Source organism: Pseudoalteromonas sp. 31A1, assembly GCF_011378815.1.
Lineage (GTDB): Bacteria > Pseudomonadota > Gammaproteobacteria > Enterobacterales > Alteromonadaceae > Pseudoalteromonas > Pseudoalteromonas arctica.
Map to the genome: position 1 here is coordinate 71,155 of NZ_WTKY01000008.1, position 19,740 is coordinate 90,894.

Annotated in this window: 13 protein-coding genes; 6 read left to right on the top strand and 7 right to left on the bottom strand. The window is 40.2% G+C overall.

What is annotated here, in order from left to right:
• Positions 1-320 precede the first annotated feature (320 nt).
• From spoT to GQR52_RS09880, 3 genes are all read left to right on the top strand, one after another.
• Entirely contained in the window at positions 321-2,426 is a 2,106-nt protein-coding gene (gene spoT, locus GQR52_RS09870; protein WP_007580016.1) for a bifunctional GTP diphosphokinase/guanosine-3',5'-bis pyrophosphate 3'-pyrophosphohydrolase, read from the top strand.
• 12 nt (positions 2,427-2,438) lie between these two features.
• Entirely contained in the window at positions 2,439-2,831 is a 393-nt protein-coding gene (locus tag GQR52_RS09875; RefSeq protein ID WP_007580015.1) for a RidA family protein, read from the top strand.
• Positions 2,832-2,982: 151 nt separating this feature from the next.
• On the top strand, positions 2,983-4,590 hold the full coding sequence (locus GQR52_RS09880; protein ID WP_007580013.1) for a FapA family protein: 1,608 nt from the start codon (positions 2,983-2,985) through the stop codon (positions 4,588-4,590).
• A gap of 49 nt (positions 4,591-4,639) precedes the next feature.
• Here the strand turns inward: GQR52_RS09880 and asnA are convergent, their stop codons facing one another.
• A complete protein-coding gene (asnA, locus tag GQR52_RS09885) occupies positions 4,640-5,635 on the bottom strand; it encodes an aspartate--ammonia ligase (RefSeq protein ID WP_101164414.1) in 996 nt (331 codons plus the stop codon).
• 197 nt (positions 5,636-5,832) lie between these two features.
• Here asnA and asnC point away from each other — a divergent pair, with 197 nt between their 5' ends.
• Genes asnC through recG form a run of 3 tightly spaced genes read left to right on the top strand, consistent with a single transcriptional unit; the run spans position 5,833 to position 9,159 of the window.
• Positions 5,833-6,291, top strand: a complete 459-nt coding sequence (gene asnC, locus GQR52_RS09890; protein WP_002958822.1) for a transcriptional regulator AsnC — start codon at positions 5,833-5,835, stop codon at positions 6,289-6,291.
• Between the two features lie 41 nt (positions 6,292-6,332).
• Positions 6,333-7,019, top strand: a complete 687-nt coding sequence (trmH, locus tag GQR52_RS09895; protein ID WP_024593434.1) for a tRNA (guanosine(18)-2'-O)-methyltransferase TrmH — start codon at positions 6,333-6,335, stop codon at positions 7,017-7,019.
• Positions 7,020-7,077: 58 nt separating this feature from the next.
• Complete coding sequence (recG, locus tag GQR52_RS09900; protein ID WP_024593435.1) at positions 7,078-9,159, top strand: ATP-dependent DNA helicase RecG; 2,082 nt, start codon at positions 7,078-7,080, stop codon at positions 9,157-9,159.
• 149 nt (positions 9,160-9,308) lie between these two features.
• Here recG and GQR52_RS09905 read toward each other — a convergent pair whose 3' ends face one another.
• From GQR52_RS09905 to GQR52_RS09930, 6 genes are all read right to left on the bottom strand, one after another.
• Positions 9,309-11,441: an alpha-galactosidase gene (locus GQR52_RS09905; RefSeq protein ID WP_165728310.1), complete on the bottom strand. Its 2,133-nt coding sequence runs from the start codon at positions 11,439-11,441 to the stop codon at positions 9,309-9,311.
• Between the two features lie 324 nt (positions 11,442-11,765).
• Positions 11,766-13,250 (bottom strand): SLC5 family protein, encoded by a 1,485-nt coding sequence (locus tag GQR52_RS09910; protein WP_165728311.1) that lies wholly within the window; start codon positions 13,248-13,250, stop codon positions 11,766-11,768.
• Between the two features lie 52 nt (positions 13,251-13,302).
• Entirely contained in the window at positions 13,303-14,064 is a 762-nt protein-coding gene (locus GQR52_RS09915) for a SapC family protein (protein ID WP_165728312.1), read from the bottom strand.
• 12 nt (positions 14,065-14,076) lie between these two features.
• Positions 14,077-15,603 carry a tryptophan halogenase family protein gene (locus GQR52_RS09920; protein ID WP_165728313.1) on the bottom strand — a complete coding sequence of 509 codons (1,527 nt, stop codon included), beginning with the start codon at positions 15,601-15,603 and terminating at the stop codon, positions 14,077-14,079.
• Between the two features lie 192 nt (positions 15,604-15,795).
• Positions 15,796-18,543, bottom strand: a complete 2,748-nt coding sequence (locus tag GQR52_RS09925; RefSeq protein ID WP_165728314.1) for a TonB-dependent receptor — start codon at positions 18,541-18,543, stop codon at positions 15,796-15,798.
• Positions 18,544-18,730: 187 nt separating this feature from the next.
• A complete protein-coding gene (locus GQR52_RS09930) occupies positions 18,731-19,705 on the bottom strand; it encodes an aldose epimerase family protein (protein ID WP_165728315.1) in 975 nt (324 codons plus the stop codon).
• Positions 19,706-19,740: the final 35 nt, after the last annotated feature.

Consider the following 19,740-nt stretch of genomic DNA (forward strand, 5'->3'; position numbering starts at 1 on the left):
TCATCGTATATTCGTAGCTTACCTAATTTGCTTCACTAGGGCCTTTTTATCTTTCGAGGTTAAATTTGCAGCAGTATGCTTGGTATTTAGGCAAGGCAGAGCCTATGTAGTGTGGTTATTTCCCATAAGTAGGCGATAACGCAGCATAAATGCAAAACATGCGCTGCCCAAAGGGTTCTGCCTAGGGGCAATTTACTCTTTGTTGCTCGATTTTTACTTAGCCCGCTAGGCTAAAAACCTCGCGCCGCGATTAAATCGCCCCTAGATTGAACAAATTTTAATCCTGAAAGGTCAACAGGCCCTAGAACATTGGAGTGTGAATGTATCTTTTTGAAGGTCTTAAAAAGAAAATTTCAGAATACTTGCCCGCTGCTGATGTAGAGCTGGTTCAAAAATCTTACGTGGTAGCCCGAGAGGCCCATGAAGGACAAACTCGCTCAAGTGGCGAACCTTACATAACTCATCCAGTAGAAGTAACCCAAATTCTTGCAGGCATGCATCTTGACCATGAAACGCTCATGGCCGCGCTAATGCATGATGTAATTGAAGATACTGATTTTAGCCAACAAGATTTAGCCGAAATTTTTGGCGAAACTGTGGCAGAACTCGTTGAAGGTGTAAGTAAGCTCGATAAGCTCAGCTTTAAAGATAAAAAAGAATTCCAAGCTGAAAACTACCGCAAAATGATTATGGCAATGACTCAGGATATTCGAGTTATTTTAATCAAGCTTGCTGATAGAACGCACAATATGCGTACTTTAGGGGCACTGCGCCCAGATAAGCGCCGCAGAATAGCACGTGAAACGCTTGAGATTTACGCGCCAATAGCAAACCGCTTAGGTATTCACGATATTAAAAATGAGCTTGAAGACTTAGGTTTTCAAGCTTTATATCCTATGCGTCATCGCGCACTTAAATCTGAAGTAGCTAAAGCACGTGGTAATCGCAAAGAAGTTATCACTAATATCCAACATGAAATAGAAGCACGTCTTGAAGAGTCAGGCATTAAAGCGACTGTGTCAGGCCGTGAGAAACATTTATATAGTATTTATAAAAAAATGCTTAATAAAGAACTGCTATTTAACGAAGTTATGGATATTTACGCGTTTAGAATTGCAGTTGATTCTATGGATACGTGTTATCGCGTATTAGGTGTGGCTCATAGTCTTTATAAGCCTATAGAAACACGCTTTAAAGATTATATTGCTGTACCAAAAACTAATGGTTACCAATCGCTTCATACTTCATTAGTTGGCCCACACGGAATACCTGTTGAGATTCAGATTCGTACTCACGATATGGATCAGATGGCCGACAAAGGTGTAGCGGCGCACTGGATGTATAAAAAATCAGGTGATGGTGCAGGTAATACTTCGCAGCAACGTGCTCGCCAATGGATGCAAAGCTTATTAGAACTTCAGCAAAGTGCGGGTTCATCGTTTGAATTTATTGAAAACGTAAAAACTGAGCTATTCCCAGAAGAAATTTACGTATTTACACCTGATGGTCGTATTGTTGAGCTACCAATGGGCGCTACCGCAGTCGATTTTGCGTATGCGGTTCATACTGATGTAGGCAACACTTGTGTAGGCGCTCGCGTTAATCGCAAGCCACATCCTTTAAGTCGGCCATTAGATACAGGGCAAACCATAGAGATAATAACAAGCTCAGGTGCCCACCCTAATGCAACATGGCTAAACTTTATTGTTACTGGTAAAGCACGCTTGGGTGTTCGTAATTACCTTAGAAGCCAGCATCATGAAGAAGCCATGCTTTTAGGGCGCCGTTTACTTGATTCGGCATTAGGCGAAAACAAACTAGATAGCATTGCTGATGAAAATATAGCGAGAGTACTTGAAGAGCACGAACTAACTACGCTTCTTGAATTACTTGTAGAAATTGGCTCTGGTAACTTAATGAGTATGTTAATTGCCAAGCGCTTATTGCAAAATGACAATGACGATTTAACTGATATAACAAGCCAAGCTAAAGCGACCATTATTGGTACTGAAGGCATGTTAGTGAATTACTCTAAGTGTTGCCGACCTGTACCAGGCGATGCCATTACGGCTCATATAAGCCAAGGTAAGGGCCTGACCGTTCACCGCCAAGAATGTAAAAATATTCGTGGTTGGGAAAATGAGCGCTCTAAATACTTAGTTGTAAAATGGGACGATAACCCAGAAAAAGAATATATTGCAGCTCTGAGAGTTGAAATTATTAACCATCAAGGCGCGTTAGCTAAGCTAACCAATGTTGTCGCTACAACCCAAGCCAATATTGTCGAAATTGCCACCGATGAAAAAGAAAGTAATTTATACGTGATAGATTTAGGGGTTACCGTTAAAAACCGTATCCACGTTGCTAACATTATGCGCCGCATTCGCGTTATGCCTGATGTACAAAAAGTCTATCGTAAAAAATAAAATAGGAAACACATGAATAAAGCATTTATCTCTACCGACAAAGCACCTGCAGCTATTGGCACTTATAGCCAAGCAGTTAAAGTAGGTACCGCTGTTTATTTATCTGGTCAAATTCCATTAGTTCCAGAAACGATGGAAATGATTTCAGAAGATTTTAGCGAGCAAACGCATCAAGTATTTAAAAATATTGCTGCGGTATGTGAAGAAGCAGGCGGAAAAATTCACGATTTAGTTAAAATCAATATTTACCTAACTGATCTATCTAACTTCGCCACTGTAAATGAAGTGATGAGCCAATACTTTAAACAACCTTACCCAGCTAGAGCTGCATTAGGTGTTCGTGCACTACCAAAAGGTGCACAAGTTGAAATAGACGGAATAATGGAATTACCTTCTACCAATTAAGTATTACAGGCTATAGAGCTTCTCTATAGCCTTTATTTTTCGCTCCACACTTCGTTTTATCTGACTTCTTGACTCAAATGTAAATTTCTAGCAATCTGTAGTTGTGTTTTAAAAAACAAACTTAACTTAAGTAGTAAAAAAGGATTAACTCGTGTTTAAGCTTGCCAACAATGGAAATGTTTTACTTGATGTAAAAGAGCATATTCCTCCCAGCGCTGCATTTATTTTAGAGGCTCTCGAAAAGTCAGCCTTTTGCGACTGTAAAATAGATCATGACGCTATTAATGATTTTTTTAAAAACGAAAACACACAACAAACTCTCGTTGTAGCAACAAAACACAATGCCACTTTAAATGTAACAATTAGCGACGATAAAATGCTGGCCATTGGCGAGCTAACGCTTGCCCAAGGTGGAAAGTTATTAAGCTTAGAAGATGCAAAAAAACAACTCGTTAAAGCAGGTATTGTGCGTGGGTATAAACAAGCTTTTTTAGAACAGCTGCTACAAAAACAATCTGAACACTCTGCGGGATCTGTCGTTAAGGGGATATTAGCTAAAGGTAGGCTCCCAAGCGATGGTTTAGCCACTAAACTAATAACAACCGTAGAGACTTTAAAAGACCGTTTAAAAGCGCCCAAGCTCAAAGAAGATGGCAGTGTGGACATGCGCGACTTTGGCAAGCTTGCAAGCGTAGAGCCTGGCTCTGTGCTTATTCGCCAGCAACCAGCAACCCCCGGTAAAGAAGGCTTTACCGTAATAGGTGACATACTGCCCGCAAAACCCGGAGAAAATAAACAATTAGTGGCAGGCGAAGGCACTGAAATATCAAAAATGAATCCGCTTGAGTTAGTCTCTACTATTGCTGGTGTTCCGGTTGAAATTAATAATGGTATGCGTGTCGACGATATTTTTACCATTTCAGATGTAAATGTAAAAAGCGGCCATATTGACTTCCAAGGCAGTGTTATTGTTACTCGCAATATAGACCCAGGGATGAAAGTAACTGCCAAAGGCGATATTACTATATTTGGCACGGTTGAATCAGGCGAGCTTACTGCAGGAGGAAACATCACGGTTAAACAAGGCATTATTGGCCATCAAAAAATGGATAGTAAGTCACTTTCTTGCAAGCTAATTGCGCTAGGTGATATTCATGTATCTCACTCACAGTATTGTTACCTCGATGCAAATAATATTTTTATTGATCGCCAAACAAGCCATTGTGTAATAAAAGCTAAGCGCTTACTGCAAGTAGGCCAATCCGACTTACCTAAGGGTAAAATATTTGGTGGTGAAATACTTGATGCAACAACTCTCATTGCTGGCGAAATAGGGAATGAATCAGGCGCTAAAATGATTATTAACCTAGCGGCTTCTGGCGCTGAAATAACAGCGGATACTGATAATTGCTTTAAAGACTTAGCTAAAACAGATGCACAATTAGATACGCTGCAAGCAGCGCTAGAAAAAACTGATTTAGTGAAGGATGCCGAAAAGAAGAAAATATTAATTACTAAAATTGGAGCTACTCAGAAACATTACTGTGAGCAAGCAGAGCTATTAGAAAAACGTCTTTCAAACTTAGATCACGACTTACACGATTTACTTAGCGACGCTAATTTAACGGTGAATTCTGTTTTGCATTCAGGCGTAGAGATTCATATTTTTGATAAAGTACTTAAAACGATCCGCAATTACCCTCCGTGCAACGTTAAACTTTTAAATAATAAAATTGAAATAGAGTTTAAAACACACTAAAAAATTGAGTGCTCTATTGAGCACTCAAATTAACTCACTTTTTTACAATTTAAAGTAAGCCACTTACCGTATCATAAGTTTGACTTGGCCATACACCCACTTGTACTTGGCCAATATGCTGCTTTTGCAGCAATAGCATAGCCAAGCGAGACTGCCCTATTCCACCGCCAATTGTTTGGGGGAATTTACTTTGTAGTAGCGCTTTATGCCAATCAAACTCTAAGCGGTCTTCATCTCCAGTTGTACTTAACTGCGCTTTTAAAACCTCAGGGCTTACACGTATACCCATTGATGATATTTCAAATGCATCTTCAAGTACTGGGTTCCATACTAAAATATCACCATTTAAACCCATATATTGATCGCATGTTGGCGTAGACCAATCATCGTAATCTGGGGCTCTTACATCATGAATTTTGCCATCTCCAAGCGCGCCACCAATACCAATCAAAAATACAGCACCATATTCTTGTGCAATGGCTTTTTCGCGTTGCTTAGCACTAAAGTCAGGATACATTTTACGTAGCTCTTCACTGTGCACAAACTTAATATCGTCCGGTAAAAAAGGCGTTAAGCCATAAGACTCTCTTACAAAAGCTTCCGTCTCTTTTATCCCTTTATAAATAGATTGAACAGTTTGCTTTAGTGTTGCCAGCGAACGCTCTGTCGTTTCGCTAATTACTTTTTCCCAATCCCACTGATCAACATATACAGAATGAATAGGACTTAATGAATCTTCATCTGGGCGCAAAGCCTTCATTTGAGTGTAAATACCCTCACCAACACTAAAGCCATAAGTTGCCAGTGTTTTACGTTTCCACTTAGCCAGTGAATGCACCACTTCGTAGCGGCTATCTGTAATCGCTTTCACATTTACAGCAACTGCGTTTTCATGTCCGCTTAAGTTATCTTGCGTGCCGTCGCCAACCTTAGCCAAAATTGGGGCTTGAACCTCAACCAGCCCAAGTTGGGTTTCTAGTTGTTGTGAAAAAAATTGCTTAACTTTACTTATTTGCTGCTGTTGCTGCACATAGTGTGAACTCATAATAATTGGCCTCATTCCCAGTTATTGTTACTTGCTTAATTGATAAAAAGCGATCTAATTAACGCCCTTAATGAAGTTAATGTAACGATTTAAAGGATTAATTCAACATCCCATAACAAAAATAGCTTTAATATATAAAAACCATCAATTAAGTGGTATAAAAACCATATATTCGATAATTTTATGAGAAAAATATAATGGAAAATTATTTAATCGATAATCTCGATAAACAGATACTTCATGCGTTAATGGCAAATGCCCGTACCGCGTATGCCGAATTAGCAAAAAGATTTAATGTAAGCGCAGGGACAATTCACGTAAGAATTGAAAAAATGAAGCAAGCAGGGATCATTACAGGCACCCAATTAACGATTAATACTAAACAGCTAGGCTACGATGTATGCTGCTTTATAGGTATTAATTTAAATAACGCACGTGATTACCCGCAAACGCTTATAAAGCTAGAAGCATTGGAGGAAGTGGTAGAGGCTTATTACACAACAGGTAACTACAGCATATTTATAAAGGTAATGACAAAGTCCATTGATCACTTACAAGATGTGCTGATTAATAAAATACAGGCAATAGAAGCCATTCAGTCAACAGAAACACTTATTTCTCTACAAAATCCAATTAGCCGTACGGTAATGCCTTAACTGCAAAAATCTCGTATAATTGCCGAAAAAAGAGGATAACCATGCAGCAAACTCGCTATCAAAGAATCAAAGACGTACTTTCGCGCCGTCAAACAGACCTAACCGTGTGTTTAGAAGACGTGCACAAACACCATAACTTATCTGCAATAGTACGAAGTGCTGATGCGGTTGGTTGCCATCATGTACATGCTGTATGGCCTGAAAAGCAAAAATGGCTAACAAATAATACCTCAGGTGGCAGTAAAAACTGGCTAGAGACGCACTTACATAGAAATATTGATGATGCCGTTACTGCAATGCGTGAACGCAATCCAGAAATACAAATATTAGCGACTCATCTATCAGAAGATGCCGTTGATTTTAGAGAAGTAGATTACACCAAGCCAACGGCTATTATTGTTGGACAAGAAAAAACAGGGATATCAGAAAAAGCCCTAGAATATGCCGATCAAAATATTATTATTCCAATGCAAGGCATGGTGCAATCACTAAATGTTTCGGTTGCTGCTGCGCTAATATTGTTTGAAGCACAGCGCCAACGCGAGCTGGCTGGTTTATATAATAGAGATATGCTGAGCGCCGAAGTTAAACATCCACTTTACTTTGAAGGCTGCCACCCTATTATCGCAAGGCAATGTAAACAAAAAAAATTACCTTATCCTGCACTTGATGAAAACGGCGAAATAGTCGCTGACGAGCAATTTTGGCAAGCTTTAAAACATACTTGATGGACTAAAGCTCTGTAAGTACACTTAGCCTACTCACAAATAATAAGATTGATACACTTTGTCTAAACCTAGCTTAAATCAATACCCAATTACAGAGCTCAAAGGGGTCGGCCCAAAAATGGCTGAGCGTTTGTTAAAGCTAGGTATTTTAACTGTGCAAGATATGCTTTTTCATTTGCCACTTCGCTATGAAGATCGCACTCGCTTATACGCGATTAGCGAGTTGTCACTTCATAGCCACGTAAGTGTTGAAGCAACAATTGAAACAAGCCAAATTACGTTTGGTAAAAGGCGCATGCTTGTTTGCCAAATCAATGATGGTACTGGCAGGCTAACACTACGATTTTTTAATTTTACCGCCGCACAAAAAAACGCATTTAGCGCTGGTAAAATAATACGTTGTTTTGGTGAAGTGCGCCGTGGCCGCGTTGGCTTTGAAATGAGTCATCCTGAATACAGCATCAGCGATACCTCTAACGAGCAGCCGGTAGCGACAACATTAACGCCCGTTTATTCAACAACCGAAGGTTTAAAGCAACTATCGATTAGAGCTTTAAGCGAACAGGCCATTGATTTACTAAATAAATACTCAGTAGAAGAACTACTGCCTTCACAGTGGCAGCCATCAAATATGCCGCTAAGTGACGCCTTATTATTACTGCACCGCCCACCAAATGATGTTGACGTAACTGCATTAGAGCAAGGTACTCACCCTGCTCAACAGCGCCTTGTATTTGAGGAGTTACTTGCTCAAAACCTCAGCTTATTAAAAGTACGAGAGCAAGGGCAACAAGTTAAAGCCGTGGCATTAAATCCGGTAAACACATTAGAAAGCCAATTTTTAGAGCAACTTCCTTTTGCACCCACAAATGCGCAAAGCCGCGTAGTTGCTGAAATTAAAGGTGACATGCAACACGCGTATCCAATGATGCGTTTAGTACAAGGCGATGTAGGCTCAGGTAAAACCCTAGTAGCAGCACTTAGTGCACTAACAGCCATTGCGCAGGGCTTTCAAGTAGCTTTAATGGCTCCAACAGAGATTTTATCAGAGCAACATGGTGTTAATTTTACAACGTGGTTTAATCAACTAGGTATAACAGTTGCTTGGCTTGGCGGTAAAACAAAAGGCAAAGAGCGCGTTGCAACACTTGAAAAAATAGCCTCTGGTGAAGCCCAAATGATTGTAGGTACTCACGCTTTATTTCAAGATGAAGTTAAGTTTAATAACTTAGTGCTTATCGTTATTGATGAACAACACCGCTTTGGTGTCCACCAGCGTTTATCACTACGCGAAAAGGGTAAGTTTGGTGATTGTTACCCTCATCAACTAGTTATGACCGCAACACCTATCCCACGTACGCTCGCTATGACAGCCTATGCCGACTTAGAAACCTCTGTGATTGACGAGTTACCACCTGGGCGTACGCCAATCACAACAGTAGCACTTCCAGATACTCGCAGAGACGATATTATTGCCCGCGTTAAATTAGCGTGTAACGAGCAAGGTCGACAGGTTTATTGGGTATGTACACTTATAGATGAATCTGAAGTACTGCAATGCCAAGCAGCGGAGGACAGCGCACTACAGTTAAAAGAAGCATTACCAGAGCTAAACGTAGGTTTAGTACATGGGCGAATGAAATCAGCTGAAAAACAAGCCATTATGAGCGAGTTTAAAGCAGGCAATATACATGTTTTAGTTGCCACTACGGTTATTGAAGTTGGTGTAGATGTCCCTAATGCGAGCTTAATCATTATAGAAAACCCTGAGCGCTTAGGCTTAGCACAGCTGCATCAGTTACGTGGGCGAGTTGGCCGTGGCGCTACGGCATCGCATTGTGTGCTTTTATATCACGCACCGTTGTCTCACACCGCTCAAAAGCGATTAGGAGTACTACGCGATAGTAACGATGGTTTTGTGATAGCAGAGCGCGATTTAGAAATTCGTGGCCCAGGTGAAGTACTCGGTACAAAACAAACGGGTTTAGCCGAATTTAAAATTGCCGATCTTACCCGCGATAAGCACATACTCAACCAAGTTAGGCCAATTGCACAGCAAATGCTTAAGCAACATCCAGAGGTTGTTGATCCGCTAATTCAGCGCTGGTTAGGTAATAAGCAAAATTACGCGCAAGCGTAACCACTCTATTTTCGATATTTTTGAGTCTACTAAGTTAGCGATGCTAAATTAGAGGTGCTAAATTTATTCGTTAGCATTTTGAGGATATAAAAAAGTCAGCCCTAAACAATATAGAGCTGACAATACATATCATACTAATTATATTAAATTTAAGCTTTGTTAAGCTCAAAAATAAGTGATGTTTGCGGGAATGAAATTGGCATTTGTAAGCCAAACTGCATTAACGCTTCACCTGTAAATGCTTGACCATTTACCGCAGCAATAGAAGACGGACGATACTCTTCAAATTTAACCGGCCACACTAAATTAAGTGTGTACTGCGCATCGCCATCTAGACCAACAAAACGAAGCTTATTAGGCGCTGTACGCGGTGTTTCACGTACGCTGTTATAAGCAAACAACGCTTTTGATTTTTGCTCGTCGATTAAACCAAAGTTAATTGATAAATCGTCGCTATCAAGGCGGTACAAATCGGCGCTATGAATAAACTCACGATGCTCTTTATGAAGCGCTATTGCCGCTTTAAGGGCATTGTATTCATGATCGTTCAGCTCACGTGGGTCCATTTCGATTCCCATGTGGCCAAACATTGATACCGCAGCACGCATTTCAATACTTACATTACGCCCTGTGATATGACAATCGCGCGGACCTACGTGTGCCCCCATAACCGACGATGGGAAGAAGAACGAACATCCACGTTGTATTTCAAGGCGATCAAGCGCATCGTTAGAGTCTGACGTCCATACACGGTCGGTGTGTGCAAGTACGCCGTAATCTACACGTGCACCACCTGACGAACAGCTTTCTATTTCAAGCCCAGGATGCGCCGCTTTAATACGGTCAATTAGACGATAAAGTGCTAATGTTTGCTGGTGTACTGCTGGCTTACCATCAAAATTACCCGCATGATTAATATCGCGGTTCATATCCCACTTAATGTATTTAATAGTTGGGTATTCAACTAAAATGTCGTCAATCGCTTTGTATAAGTACTCAACAACTTCTGTGCGAGTTAAATCAAGCACTAGCTGATTTCTAAAGCTTAACTGTTCGTTGTTCTCAGAACCTAAAACCCAATCAGGATGTGCACGATATAAATCGCTATCTGGGTTAACCATTTCTGGTTCAAACCAAATACCAAACTCCATGCCTAAACTGTTTACATGGTCGATTACTGGCGATAAACCATCTGGGTAGATTTTGTAATCTACTGTCCAATCACCTAGCCCAGCGTTGTCGCCACGGCGACCTTTAAACCAACCATCATCAAGTACAAAACGCTCAATACCTAACGGCGCTACTTTGTCGGCTAGTTGCTTAAGCGTGTCTACGTCGTGATCGAAGTATATGCCTTCCCATGTGTTGTAATGCACAGGACGTGTTTTTTCACGCTGTGCTTGGCTAAGTAAATTAGCTTTAACAAAACGATGAAAATTACGAGAAAGCGCACTAAAACCTTCACTCGAAAACGAGCCATAAATGCTCGGACTTTGATACGTTTGACCTTTAGCAAGCGTAAGCTCACCAGGTAATAATAACTCACCCATTTGCACGTAACGACGACCTTCAGCTAAAAGCTCTGCGCGTAGTTTATTATTACCACTCCAACCTAAATGAAAGCCGTAACATTCGCCGTGCTGCTCGCCTGCATTTTCGTTATGCACTAATAAACCAGGAAATACATCGTGTGATGTTTTACCTTTACGGTTTTCACGTACAAAGCTGCCTAAGACTAAATCAACTGATTGACGTTGGAATTCGTTTGACCAACGACCTTCAAAACTTACTATTTTACTTACGCTATCTGGCAGCTGGAATGTTGGCGCCGCGCAAAAGTTAACACTTAATGGCGAATCGCCTAAATTAGTTAATACGGTATGCGCGCTCAATACGTCAGTGTTTTTATCAAGCGTGATGCTGTGCACTACTTCAATACCACGAAGTTTATCTACACTTACAAATTCAAGTGTTGCAGCTGAAGGCTCACGTACTTCTTGAAGTTGTGGCCCTACTGACCATGCGATTGAATCATTTACTAGCTCAAGCCCTGGCGCACCAGTAAAGCCCTCGCCTAATAACGGAGATAGAGAAATAGGCGCTTCTTCAACCACGGCACATTTTACTTCTTGGCGGGTAGCAAGCTGAGTTAGCATTGTTTCTGTTGTTTGCTCAGATAGGCGTTTACCAAAGTACAGTAACGCCGGTGTTTTGCTCTGGCAGTCGAAAATAACGGTGCTGTTTACACTGTCTAATCGATAAAATGATTTAGTGTCGGCCATGATTTTCCTATCCTCTTGTTCATTGTGTGAGTTATAAATATAACGAAAGTAACTTAGTGATACTAAGTATTAATGTGTCTCTCGTTCTTTGAGGCACAATCTATCAGACGGTGACATTCAATAATAATAGTATATATCATATAAATTGGGTTTTGATAGTCTTTACATCGCAAATAGTTAGATAAACTCACTGGAAGTACCACTGTAGCAAAAAGCTATAAACCAACCTTAACTTTAAAGTGCTGTTACTAATTTCTTATACATATAAAAAAATCGGCCAGAGTTGTCCCATGACCGATTTTGTCAGCTTAAATTATTTATACGTTATTTTTGTACTTGTGCTTGTGCTTGTCCTGCGTCATCAAGTTCAGATGTTTTACCTGCCCATTGTGCATTCAAACCAAACACCACTTTATTTACTATTAATGCAAAAGCCACACATACAATCAGTGTAATTGGCATTAAGTGAATGTAATGAATATCAGTATGTAGTGGTGAGCTTGCAAATGTAAGCATGCCGTACATTACAACACCTAAAATTACTGCTGCAATACCCGCACGTGCATCAACATTTTTAAACAATAATCCCACTACAAAAATAGAGAATATAGGCATACTTAGTAAGCCATTTAATTGCTGTAGTAAGTTAATAATACTATCTGCTTGCTGATAAATTGGTACAAGTACCAGTGTTAAGCTTGTTAGTAGCAATGTTACGTAACCACTTAGCTTTACAACACTTGGCTCTTTATTAAAATATGCTTCGTGAATGTCACATACATACAATGCGGTTGCTGAGTTTAATAAGCTGTTGTAAGTAGACAGTACTGCTGCAGCCATTGCCGCTGCAAATACACCGGTTAACCATGCTGGCATTACATCACCCACAATTCGACCATAAGCGGCGTCGCCAATATCACCATAAAGCTTAAACGAAATAATACCCGGTAATACCACGATTGCAGGGACGATTAAAAAGCGAATACCCGCCGCTGCAAATATACCTTTTTGCGCTTCTTTAACATTAGGCGCTGCCATTGCTCGCTGCGTAATTGTTTGGTTAGTACCCCAGTAATACATTTGAATGAAGATCATACCGGTTAAAAGTGTTGGCCAAGGAATAGGTGAATCAGCATCGCCAATTAATGTTAAACGTTCTTCTGGAATACCCGTAAAGTCATAATCAATTGCATTAAGTGCTAAAAACACCACTAAAACAGCCATACCGAGTACAAGTATACCGTTGTAAGTATCCGATACTGCAACTGCACGCAGACCACCAAAGAAGGCATAAACAGCACCAAGAATGGCAAAGGCGGTGGCAATATACATAAGCGGAATATCAACTTTAAACATGGTTTGCATAAACAGCGCACCAGAGTAGATTACCGCTGGCATATAAATAAGTGCATTACCTAAAAAGAACAACCCACCAATAACAGCGCGAATATGCTTGTTGTTATAGCGCTTTTCTAAAAGCTCTGTGGTGGTTGTACAGTTGTATTTGTAATAAACAGGGATGAATACTTTGGCTAAAATAATCAACCCTATAATAGCGGCAAGCTCCCACCAAACAAGCAAAGCCATTTGGTTACCATTCATACCTACAAGTTGGTCAGTACTTAAATTAGTTAATGTGATTGAACCTGCAACAAACATCCAAGTAAGGCCACCGCCCGCTAAAAAATACTCTTTGGTTTGGCTTTGTCCGTTATTACGATTTTGGCCTCGGCATTTCCAATAAGTAAGGCCACCAATTAAAGCGGTGACAAAAACAAAAACCACCAGCTGTAAAATGTTATCTGACATGTGTGTGTCTCCTGCGCGTTATGCGCAATGTCTGGGTAATAAAAAATGCACGCTACAGCGCGTGCGCATCTCGACTTAGTTCTAACTTAATCTGCTTTAAAGGCATAAGTTCGGGACGTTGGTTGTGCAGCTTTACCAATGCATTTAACTGAAACAGTGAAATGAGCATGCTGTTAAGCACACTTAAGTAACCCTGCTTTTGTAGTTCTGCAATGGTATTGCTATCTAATGTTTGCAGTTTGTCTTCATCAACGGTGCTCAAACCTTGAATGGTTTGGGTTTCGCCTTGTTCAAACTGCAATACAATATCTATGTTTTTAATGAGTCCTAAACGCGCAACTTCTTGGGTAAATTGATACGTTTGGTAATCATTTTTTAAATCGCTTTCTAACAACTTTTGCTGTGCACTTAAAAATAAACTTGGGTTACCTTTAGCATCAAATAGTGACTCACCCTGCTCGGTGTTTACGGCTAAGCTTTGCTCATCAATCGCAATAAAATAATCGCTACTATTTGCTTCTCGAGTCATTAAGTAAAGCGGCTGGGTTTGCATGCATACCGGAGTGTAAAGTGCCTGCCATTGGTTGTTATTTACCAATAGACTTTGCCCAGCACTAAAGCTTGTTAACGCTGATACTGTATAGCTGCCATTTTGTGCGTTACGTGCTAAAAAAACAGGTAAATCGCAGGCTGCTTTTGCTATTTCATTTGCTCTTAAATTAACTAAATGCTGTGTTTTTGCGTATTCAACAGCGGCATTGGGGTTAATTTTTAATGTTTGGTGTTTGGTGTTTACTAGTTCACTAATAGCCATAGTTACACATCCTTAAACTGGGTTAGCTGCTAACCACTGCTCTATAAAAGCACGGTGCGGTGGTAAAGTTTGCAACATCTGCTGTGTAAGCTGGCTGTTACGTTCTATTATTTGTTTAGCTTGCGCGTCTTGTGAATACAAATACGCTTGTTTAGTAAAGTCAGGCTTAAAGCCCATACCGTACAAAACATACTGATAGCTGGCGGCTGGAAATAACTCTAATGCGCCATGAAAATCTTGAATAAGCGGGCCACGGCTTCCCCAAAGAAGTAAGTCTTCTTGCAGGGTTTCTGGAATAGTATCAGGCTGTACATGTGCTTGCCAGTAAGGTTCTGGGCGCTTGGTTAGCATGTAATGTAGCTTTAAAAAGTCGATAATACGCTGCCAACGATAATCCATCTGCTCATTAAAGCGCTTAGCTACAATAGGCATTACTTGGGTATCTGCTGGCATATGTTCAGCAACAAAGCGTGCTGAAATTTCAACAAGCATAATGGCGGTAGCTTCAAGCGGCTCTACAAACCCTGCCGACATACCAATGGCAACACAGTTTTTATGCCAAAACTTCTCACGGTATCCTGATTCAAAGTTGATTTTACGGGCAGTTAAACCGTTTGCTGCATCTCCTAAATAGTCTCTTAGGTTTTGCTCTGCTTCATCGTCTGATAAAAATTTGCTTGAATAAACATGCCCTACACCTCGGCGGTGCGTTAAACCAATATCCCAAATCCATCCAGCGTTTTGCGCTGTTGCTATGGTGTGGCTCGCCAAAGACTCATCGTTTTCATCGTAAGGAACTTGCATAGCCAATGCGCTGTCGTTAAATAGCACGTGGTCCATTTTTTTAAACGGTACGTTAAGCGCTTGGCCTAATAACAATGATGAAAAGCCAGTACAGTCTATGTATAAGTCGGCATTTATGGTGCGGGTTTGATCTTTTAGAGTAAGCTCATTTATTGCACCATCGTCATCAAGCTTTACCTGATCAACAGTACCAATAATATGATCTACACCAAGCTTACTTTTACAATGCTGTTTAAGCATTTCGGCAAAAGCGCCGGCATCTAAGTGATAAGCGTAATTACAATTACCTTGATATTCACCTTGCGATATACCTCTTGGGGCTAAGCTTGCTTCGCAAATATCATGTTGAAAATTTGTTTGCTGTGCAAAGTCTTCAACATTATCTAAATAAGGGGCTAAATCTATACGGCCGTAGCCTAGCGGTACAGTAAATGGATGGTAGTAAAAGTCATTATTGCCATGAGTCCAATTTACAAACTTTCCACCTTGTTTAAAAGTGGCATTACAGGCTTTAAACACGTCAACTTCACGTAAACCAATTTGCTGAAGCGTGTTTTTCATCGTGGGCCAGGTACCTTCACCTACGCCAATTGTTGGAATGTCTGACGATTCAACCAATATCACTTTTAAGCCGTCACCATTTTGACCTTGGTGATACGAAGCTATAATTGCAGCGCTCAGCCATCCTGCTGTACCACCGCCAACTACCGCTACTGTTTTTATTGCTTTATTCATAATGGACTACTCTTTGAGTATTTTTGATAACGTTTTATACAACAAATGCCCGTTAGGGCATTTTGATTTAATGTAGTTTCATTTTAGCCAATTAGGTTAACTAACATACATTACTGCTAAATCAACCTAATTGGTATTAGCACCAAAGTGCTGCAATGAAACAAGAGGCGAGAAATTCGCCTCAAGCATTAATTAAAACGATCCGCGAATACCAAACGCGTAACGTGAGCCATTATCTTCAACCGAATAGATTTGGTTAGCAAAACGACCCGTTTGTACTAACTCTTCTTCAGTGATGTTGATGCCTTCAGCAAAAATAGTGAAGTTTTCGTTAATATCGTAGCTTGCACTAATATCCCACTGACCGTAAGTTTCTACGTTCACTGGTTCACCGTTAAAACCATTATCAACTAAGCGTAAAAAACCTTCACGGTTGTTAAATGCAACACGTGCTTGCCAGTTATCTTGCTCATAAAATAATATTAAGTTTTGTGAATCGCCTAAACCTTCAAGTGCAAATGTTTGTGTGGTGTCTGCACCTACGCTAATGTCACTATCTACGACAGTCGCATTGGCTATAATACCAAAGCCATTTTCAAATATGTGCGTCACACCTACTTCGTAGCCAGTTACTTTAGCTGACTCACCATTTTGAGGGCGAGTTACTGTGTATATTTCTGAGCTACCATTAAGCTCATCATCTGCTTGACCTGTACAAGTGGTACACGCAAAACCAGGACCTGAGCGGTCAGCCATTTCAAATGTTTCTTCACCTGTTAGCGTAACAATAAAGTCATCGACTTCTTTACTAAATACTGCAAAGCTAAATAAGTTAGCGTCGTTGTAGTACCACTCGTAAGAAATATCCCAGTTTTCTGACTGGAATGGCTTAAGTGCAGGGTTACCACCATTTGCTGTTAAGTTTTGACGGCGTGGCTCGTTAAATGTAGTAGCAGGAGATAATTGAGACATCGTTGGACGAGTAATACTGTCGTACGTTGCAAAACGTAAAATCATATTGTCTTGCAGCTCTAACTTAACATTCAAAGATGGTAGTAAGTTTGAGTAGCTAGTGCCCTGTTCAATGTTCGTTGCTGGGCCAAATACGTTAGCAAATAATGTTGCATCAGTTGTTGGCACTACATCGCTAATAAAGCTTTGTACTGCAGCTACTTCAATATCAGTTTCTGAGTAACGTGCACCTAAATTAACAGTTACTGGCATATCAGCTAGGTCAAAACCAAGCGTAAAGTCCATGTATAAGCTAGTGATATCTTCGTTAATTGTGTAACGGTTATTTTGTAGTGTTGGCTCTACTGGGAAACCTTGATCGGCTAGGTAATCAAGCATTTTATCACCGTCGTAGGTGTAGAATGTATCGATTAAGCCTGGGAAGTAGTTGCTTGCTTGGTAAGCTTCAAAATCAATTGCATCAAGTGGTGCTTCAGTACCGTAACCACAGAACTGACATTGGGTACCATAAACTTGGAAGCTTGATTTTTCACGCTCTTGACGATAAGCACCAAAGTTAATGCGATCTACTGGACCTTTATCTGGCACGTATTCAAAATCAGCTTTTACTTCAGTAATTTCATCTTCATCAGTAAACTGTAGACCCACTTCGTTATAGTGAAGGCGGGCAAGGCTTGGATCTGGCAATGAACCATTTTCAAAGCCATCATGCTGTACAGTAGGAATACTGCCTGTACCGTCAAAAGTATAACTATTAATAATACCGACAACGTTAAAGCGGTCAGTACCTGCACGGTCATTTTCGGCTGTTGAACGAGATACATCAAATTTTGCTTTTAATGAATCATTTACTTGCCAATCAACGTTAATACCAAATGCTTTATTAGTTACATCACGTGAGTTACGTGTATGTGATACAAAGTCACTTGCAGGGTCACCACTTGGTGCGCCTAAACCAACGTCTTGAGAGAAAGTTAAAAGAGTACCTGTTTCTGGATCAATCGTTGCGCTACCTACGCGGTCTGGTTCAAACCAAGATGCTAAATCGCGTACTGTTGAATCAACTTCAAATTTTGAAATCATACCATCAACAGTAATCGTAACATCGTCAGATGGTGCGTATTGCAATACTAAACTTGCGTTTGTACGTTCACGGTCTTGCTCATCAACAACTTGATCCCAGTTACGCGGAATGTAGGCATTTTCAAACAATACACCATCTGTTGGATTAGAGATTGTTTGGCCGCCGCGCCAACCTGCCGTTAAAATTTGGTTATTTTGAAGTTTACGTTGTTGATTAGTGATGGCAAAAAGCACACCTAACTTATCATCGTTAAACGTATTACTTATTAAGAATGATGTTGATGGAGATACTTCTTCAGAAAGGCTTTCGTACATACCTTTAACTGAACCTAAAATATGTAAACCACCAAAGTCAAAAGGACGTGCTGTAGTTACGTTAACCGTACCACCAATGCCGCCTTCTTGAAGTGTTGCTGTATTACTTTTATAAATATCAGCACCGGTGATTTGGTCTGCTGCTAATACATCAAAATTAAATTCACGACCTGCACTGTCTGTCGCAATTTGACGACCATTAACAAGTACAGTATTAAATTGTGGACCAAAGCCACGAATAGTTACCGCTTGGCCTTCACCACCACTACGGTCAATTGCTACACCTGTAATACGTTGCAGAGATTCTGCTACGTTTAAATCAGGAAATTTACCAAGATCTTCTGCTTTAATCCCGTCTGTAACAACATTAGATGCTTTTTTATCTAACATTGATGAACGTAAACTGCTGCGGATACCCGTTACTGCGATAACTTCAACATCTTCATTTACTACTGTAGGCGTATTGCCTTCAGCGCCTTGAGCTGCAACGTTTCCGCTTGCCAATATGCCAGTAATAGCAATACTGATCGCGGTTTTCTTGTTGAACGATAACTTATTGTTAATTATCATTTTTTAAAAACTCCTGATTGTGTGTAGTCGTTGTGTCGTTGTGGTAGTGTATATAGTTTCAAATACTATTTATATTATAAATACTTTAAACCGATAAAAAGTGCAACCTTTTCCTTAATTATGAGCATCATTTAATCACTGTATTTTTGCTTTTAATTTTCTTTAAATTAACATTGCAATGCTGTATTCACTCAGAAAAAGAGTAAATAATAACCTGTTCGTAATCCTCTCCCGGTAATAAATTAGCTTTAGGGTAATTTTCTCTATTTGGCGCATCAGGCCAATTTTGCGCTTCAAAACACAAAGCTTGACGTGCTTTAAATGGCGCGCCTACAAAGTTAGCGGTATAAAGCTGCATACCTGGCTGCGTACTTTTAAGTGTTAAATTAACCTTCGTGTGTGGCGAAGTTAACGTAGCCATCGTTTTTAAACTGCTGTCATCATTAAAAATATAGCAGTGATCAAAACCATTGCCAGCTTCTAGCTGAGAATGTGCGGCGCTTAATGCCTCACCAATTTGAGCTGATTTAGTAAAGTCAAAGCAGGTACCTGTAGCTAATGCGGCTTCATTGAGTGGAATACTGGTTTTATCGATAGGAAGATAGTGATTAGTGTTAATTTGTACACAATGTTCATTAATTGATTCGCTGCCATCAAGGTTAAAATAACAATGGTTAGTAAAATTAACGAGTGTTTCTTTGTTAGTTATCGCTTTAAAGCTCAGAGTAAGCTCGCCGTTTTTAGCACTAATCGTTTGCCAAACCTGCAACTCACCGGGGAACCCTTGTTCGCCATCGGGTGAGCAATAATAAAGCTCCACTTCACTTTCACTTTGTTTAGTTACTTGCCAAAGTACTTTATTAAAGCCTTTAACACCGCCGTGCAGGCTATTAGGGCCATTATTTGCTTCTAATTGATACTGCGTACCAGATAAGTTAAAACGCCCCCCTGCAATGCGATTAGCGTATCGACCTACTGTGGCGCCAAGATAAAATGGGTTTTCAAGATAGTATTGAGGATCATCGACGCTAAGCGTCATTTCTTGTTTTTTAAATTTAATGCTTTTTATTATTGCGCCAAATGGCAAAATTTCAGCTGTTAAATTTTGACCATCATTGAGCTGAATAACTTGTAAAGGTTGGTTATTGGCAATAGATGTCACACGCATTCTCCAATCAAATTACCGAATTAACATTT

What these genes read in the sequence shown, in the direction of transcription:
- spoT (WP_007580016.1), top strand. Translation starts at nt 321, where the DNA reads ATGTATCTTTTTGAAGGTCTTAAAAAGAAAATTTCAGAATACTTGCCC.
- GQR52_RS09875 (WP_007580015.1), top strand. Translation starts at nt 2,439, where the DNA reads ATGAATAAAGCATTTATCTCTACCGACAAAGCACCTGCAGCTATTGGC.
- asnA (WP_101164414.1), bottom strand. Translation starts at nt 5,635, where the DNA reads ATGAGTTCACACTATGTGCAGCAACAGCAGCAAATAAGTAAAGTTAAG.
- asnC (WP_002958822.1), top strand. Translation starts at nt 5,833, where the DNA reads ATGGAAAATTATTTAATCGATAATCTCGATAAACAGATACTTCATGCG.
- trmH (WP_024593434.1), top strand. Translation starts at nt 6,333, where the DNA reads ATGCAGCAAACTCGCTATCAAAGAATCAAAGACGTACTTTCGCGCCGT.
- GQR52_RS09905 (WP_165728310.1), bottom strand. Translation starts at nt 11,441, where the DNA reads ATGGCCGACACTAAATCATTTTATCGATTAGACAGTGTAAACAGCACC.
- GQR52_RS09910 (WP_165728311.1), bottom strand. Translation starts at nt 13,250, where the DNA reads ATGTCAGATAACATTTTACAGCTGGTGGTTTTTGTTTTTGTCACCGCT.
- GQR52_RS09915 (WP_165728312.1), bottom strand. Translation starts at nt 14,064, where the DNA reads ATGGCTATTAGTGAACTAGTAAACACCAAACACCAAACATTAAAAATT.
- GQR52_RS09920 (WP_165728313.1), bottom strand. Translation starts at nt 15,603, where the DNA reads ATGAATAAAGCAATAAAAACAGTAGCGGTAGTTGGCGGTGGTACAGCA.
- GQR52_RS09925 (WP_165728314.1), bottom strand. Translation starts at nt 18,543, where the DNA reads ATGATAATTAACAATAAGTTATCGTTCAACAAGAAAACCGCGATCAGT.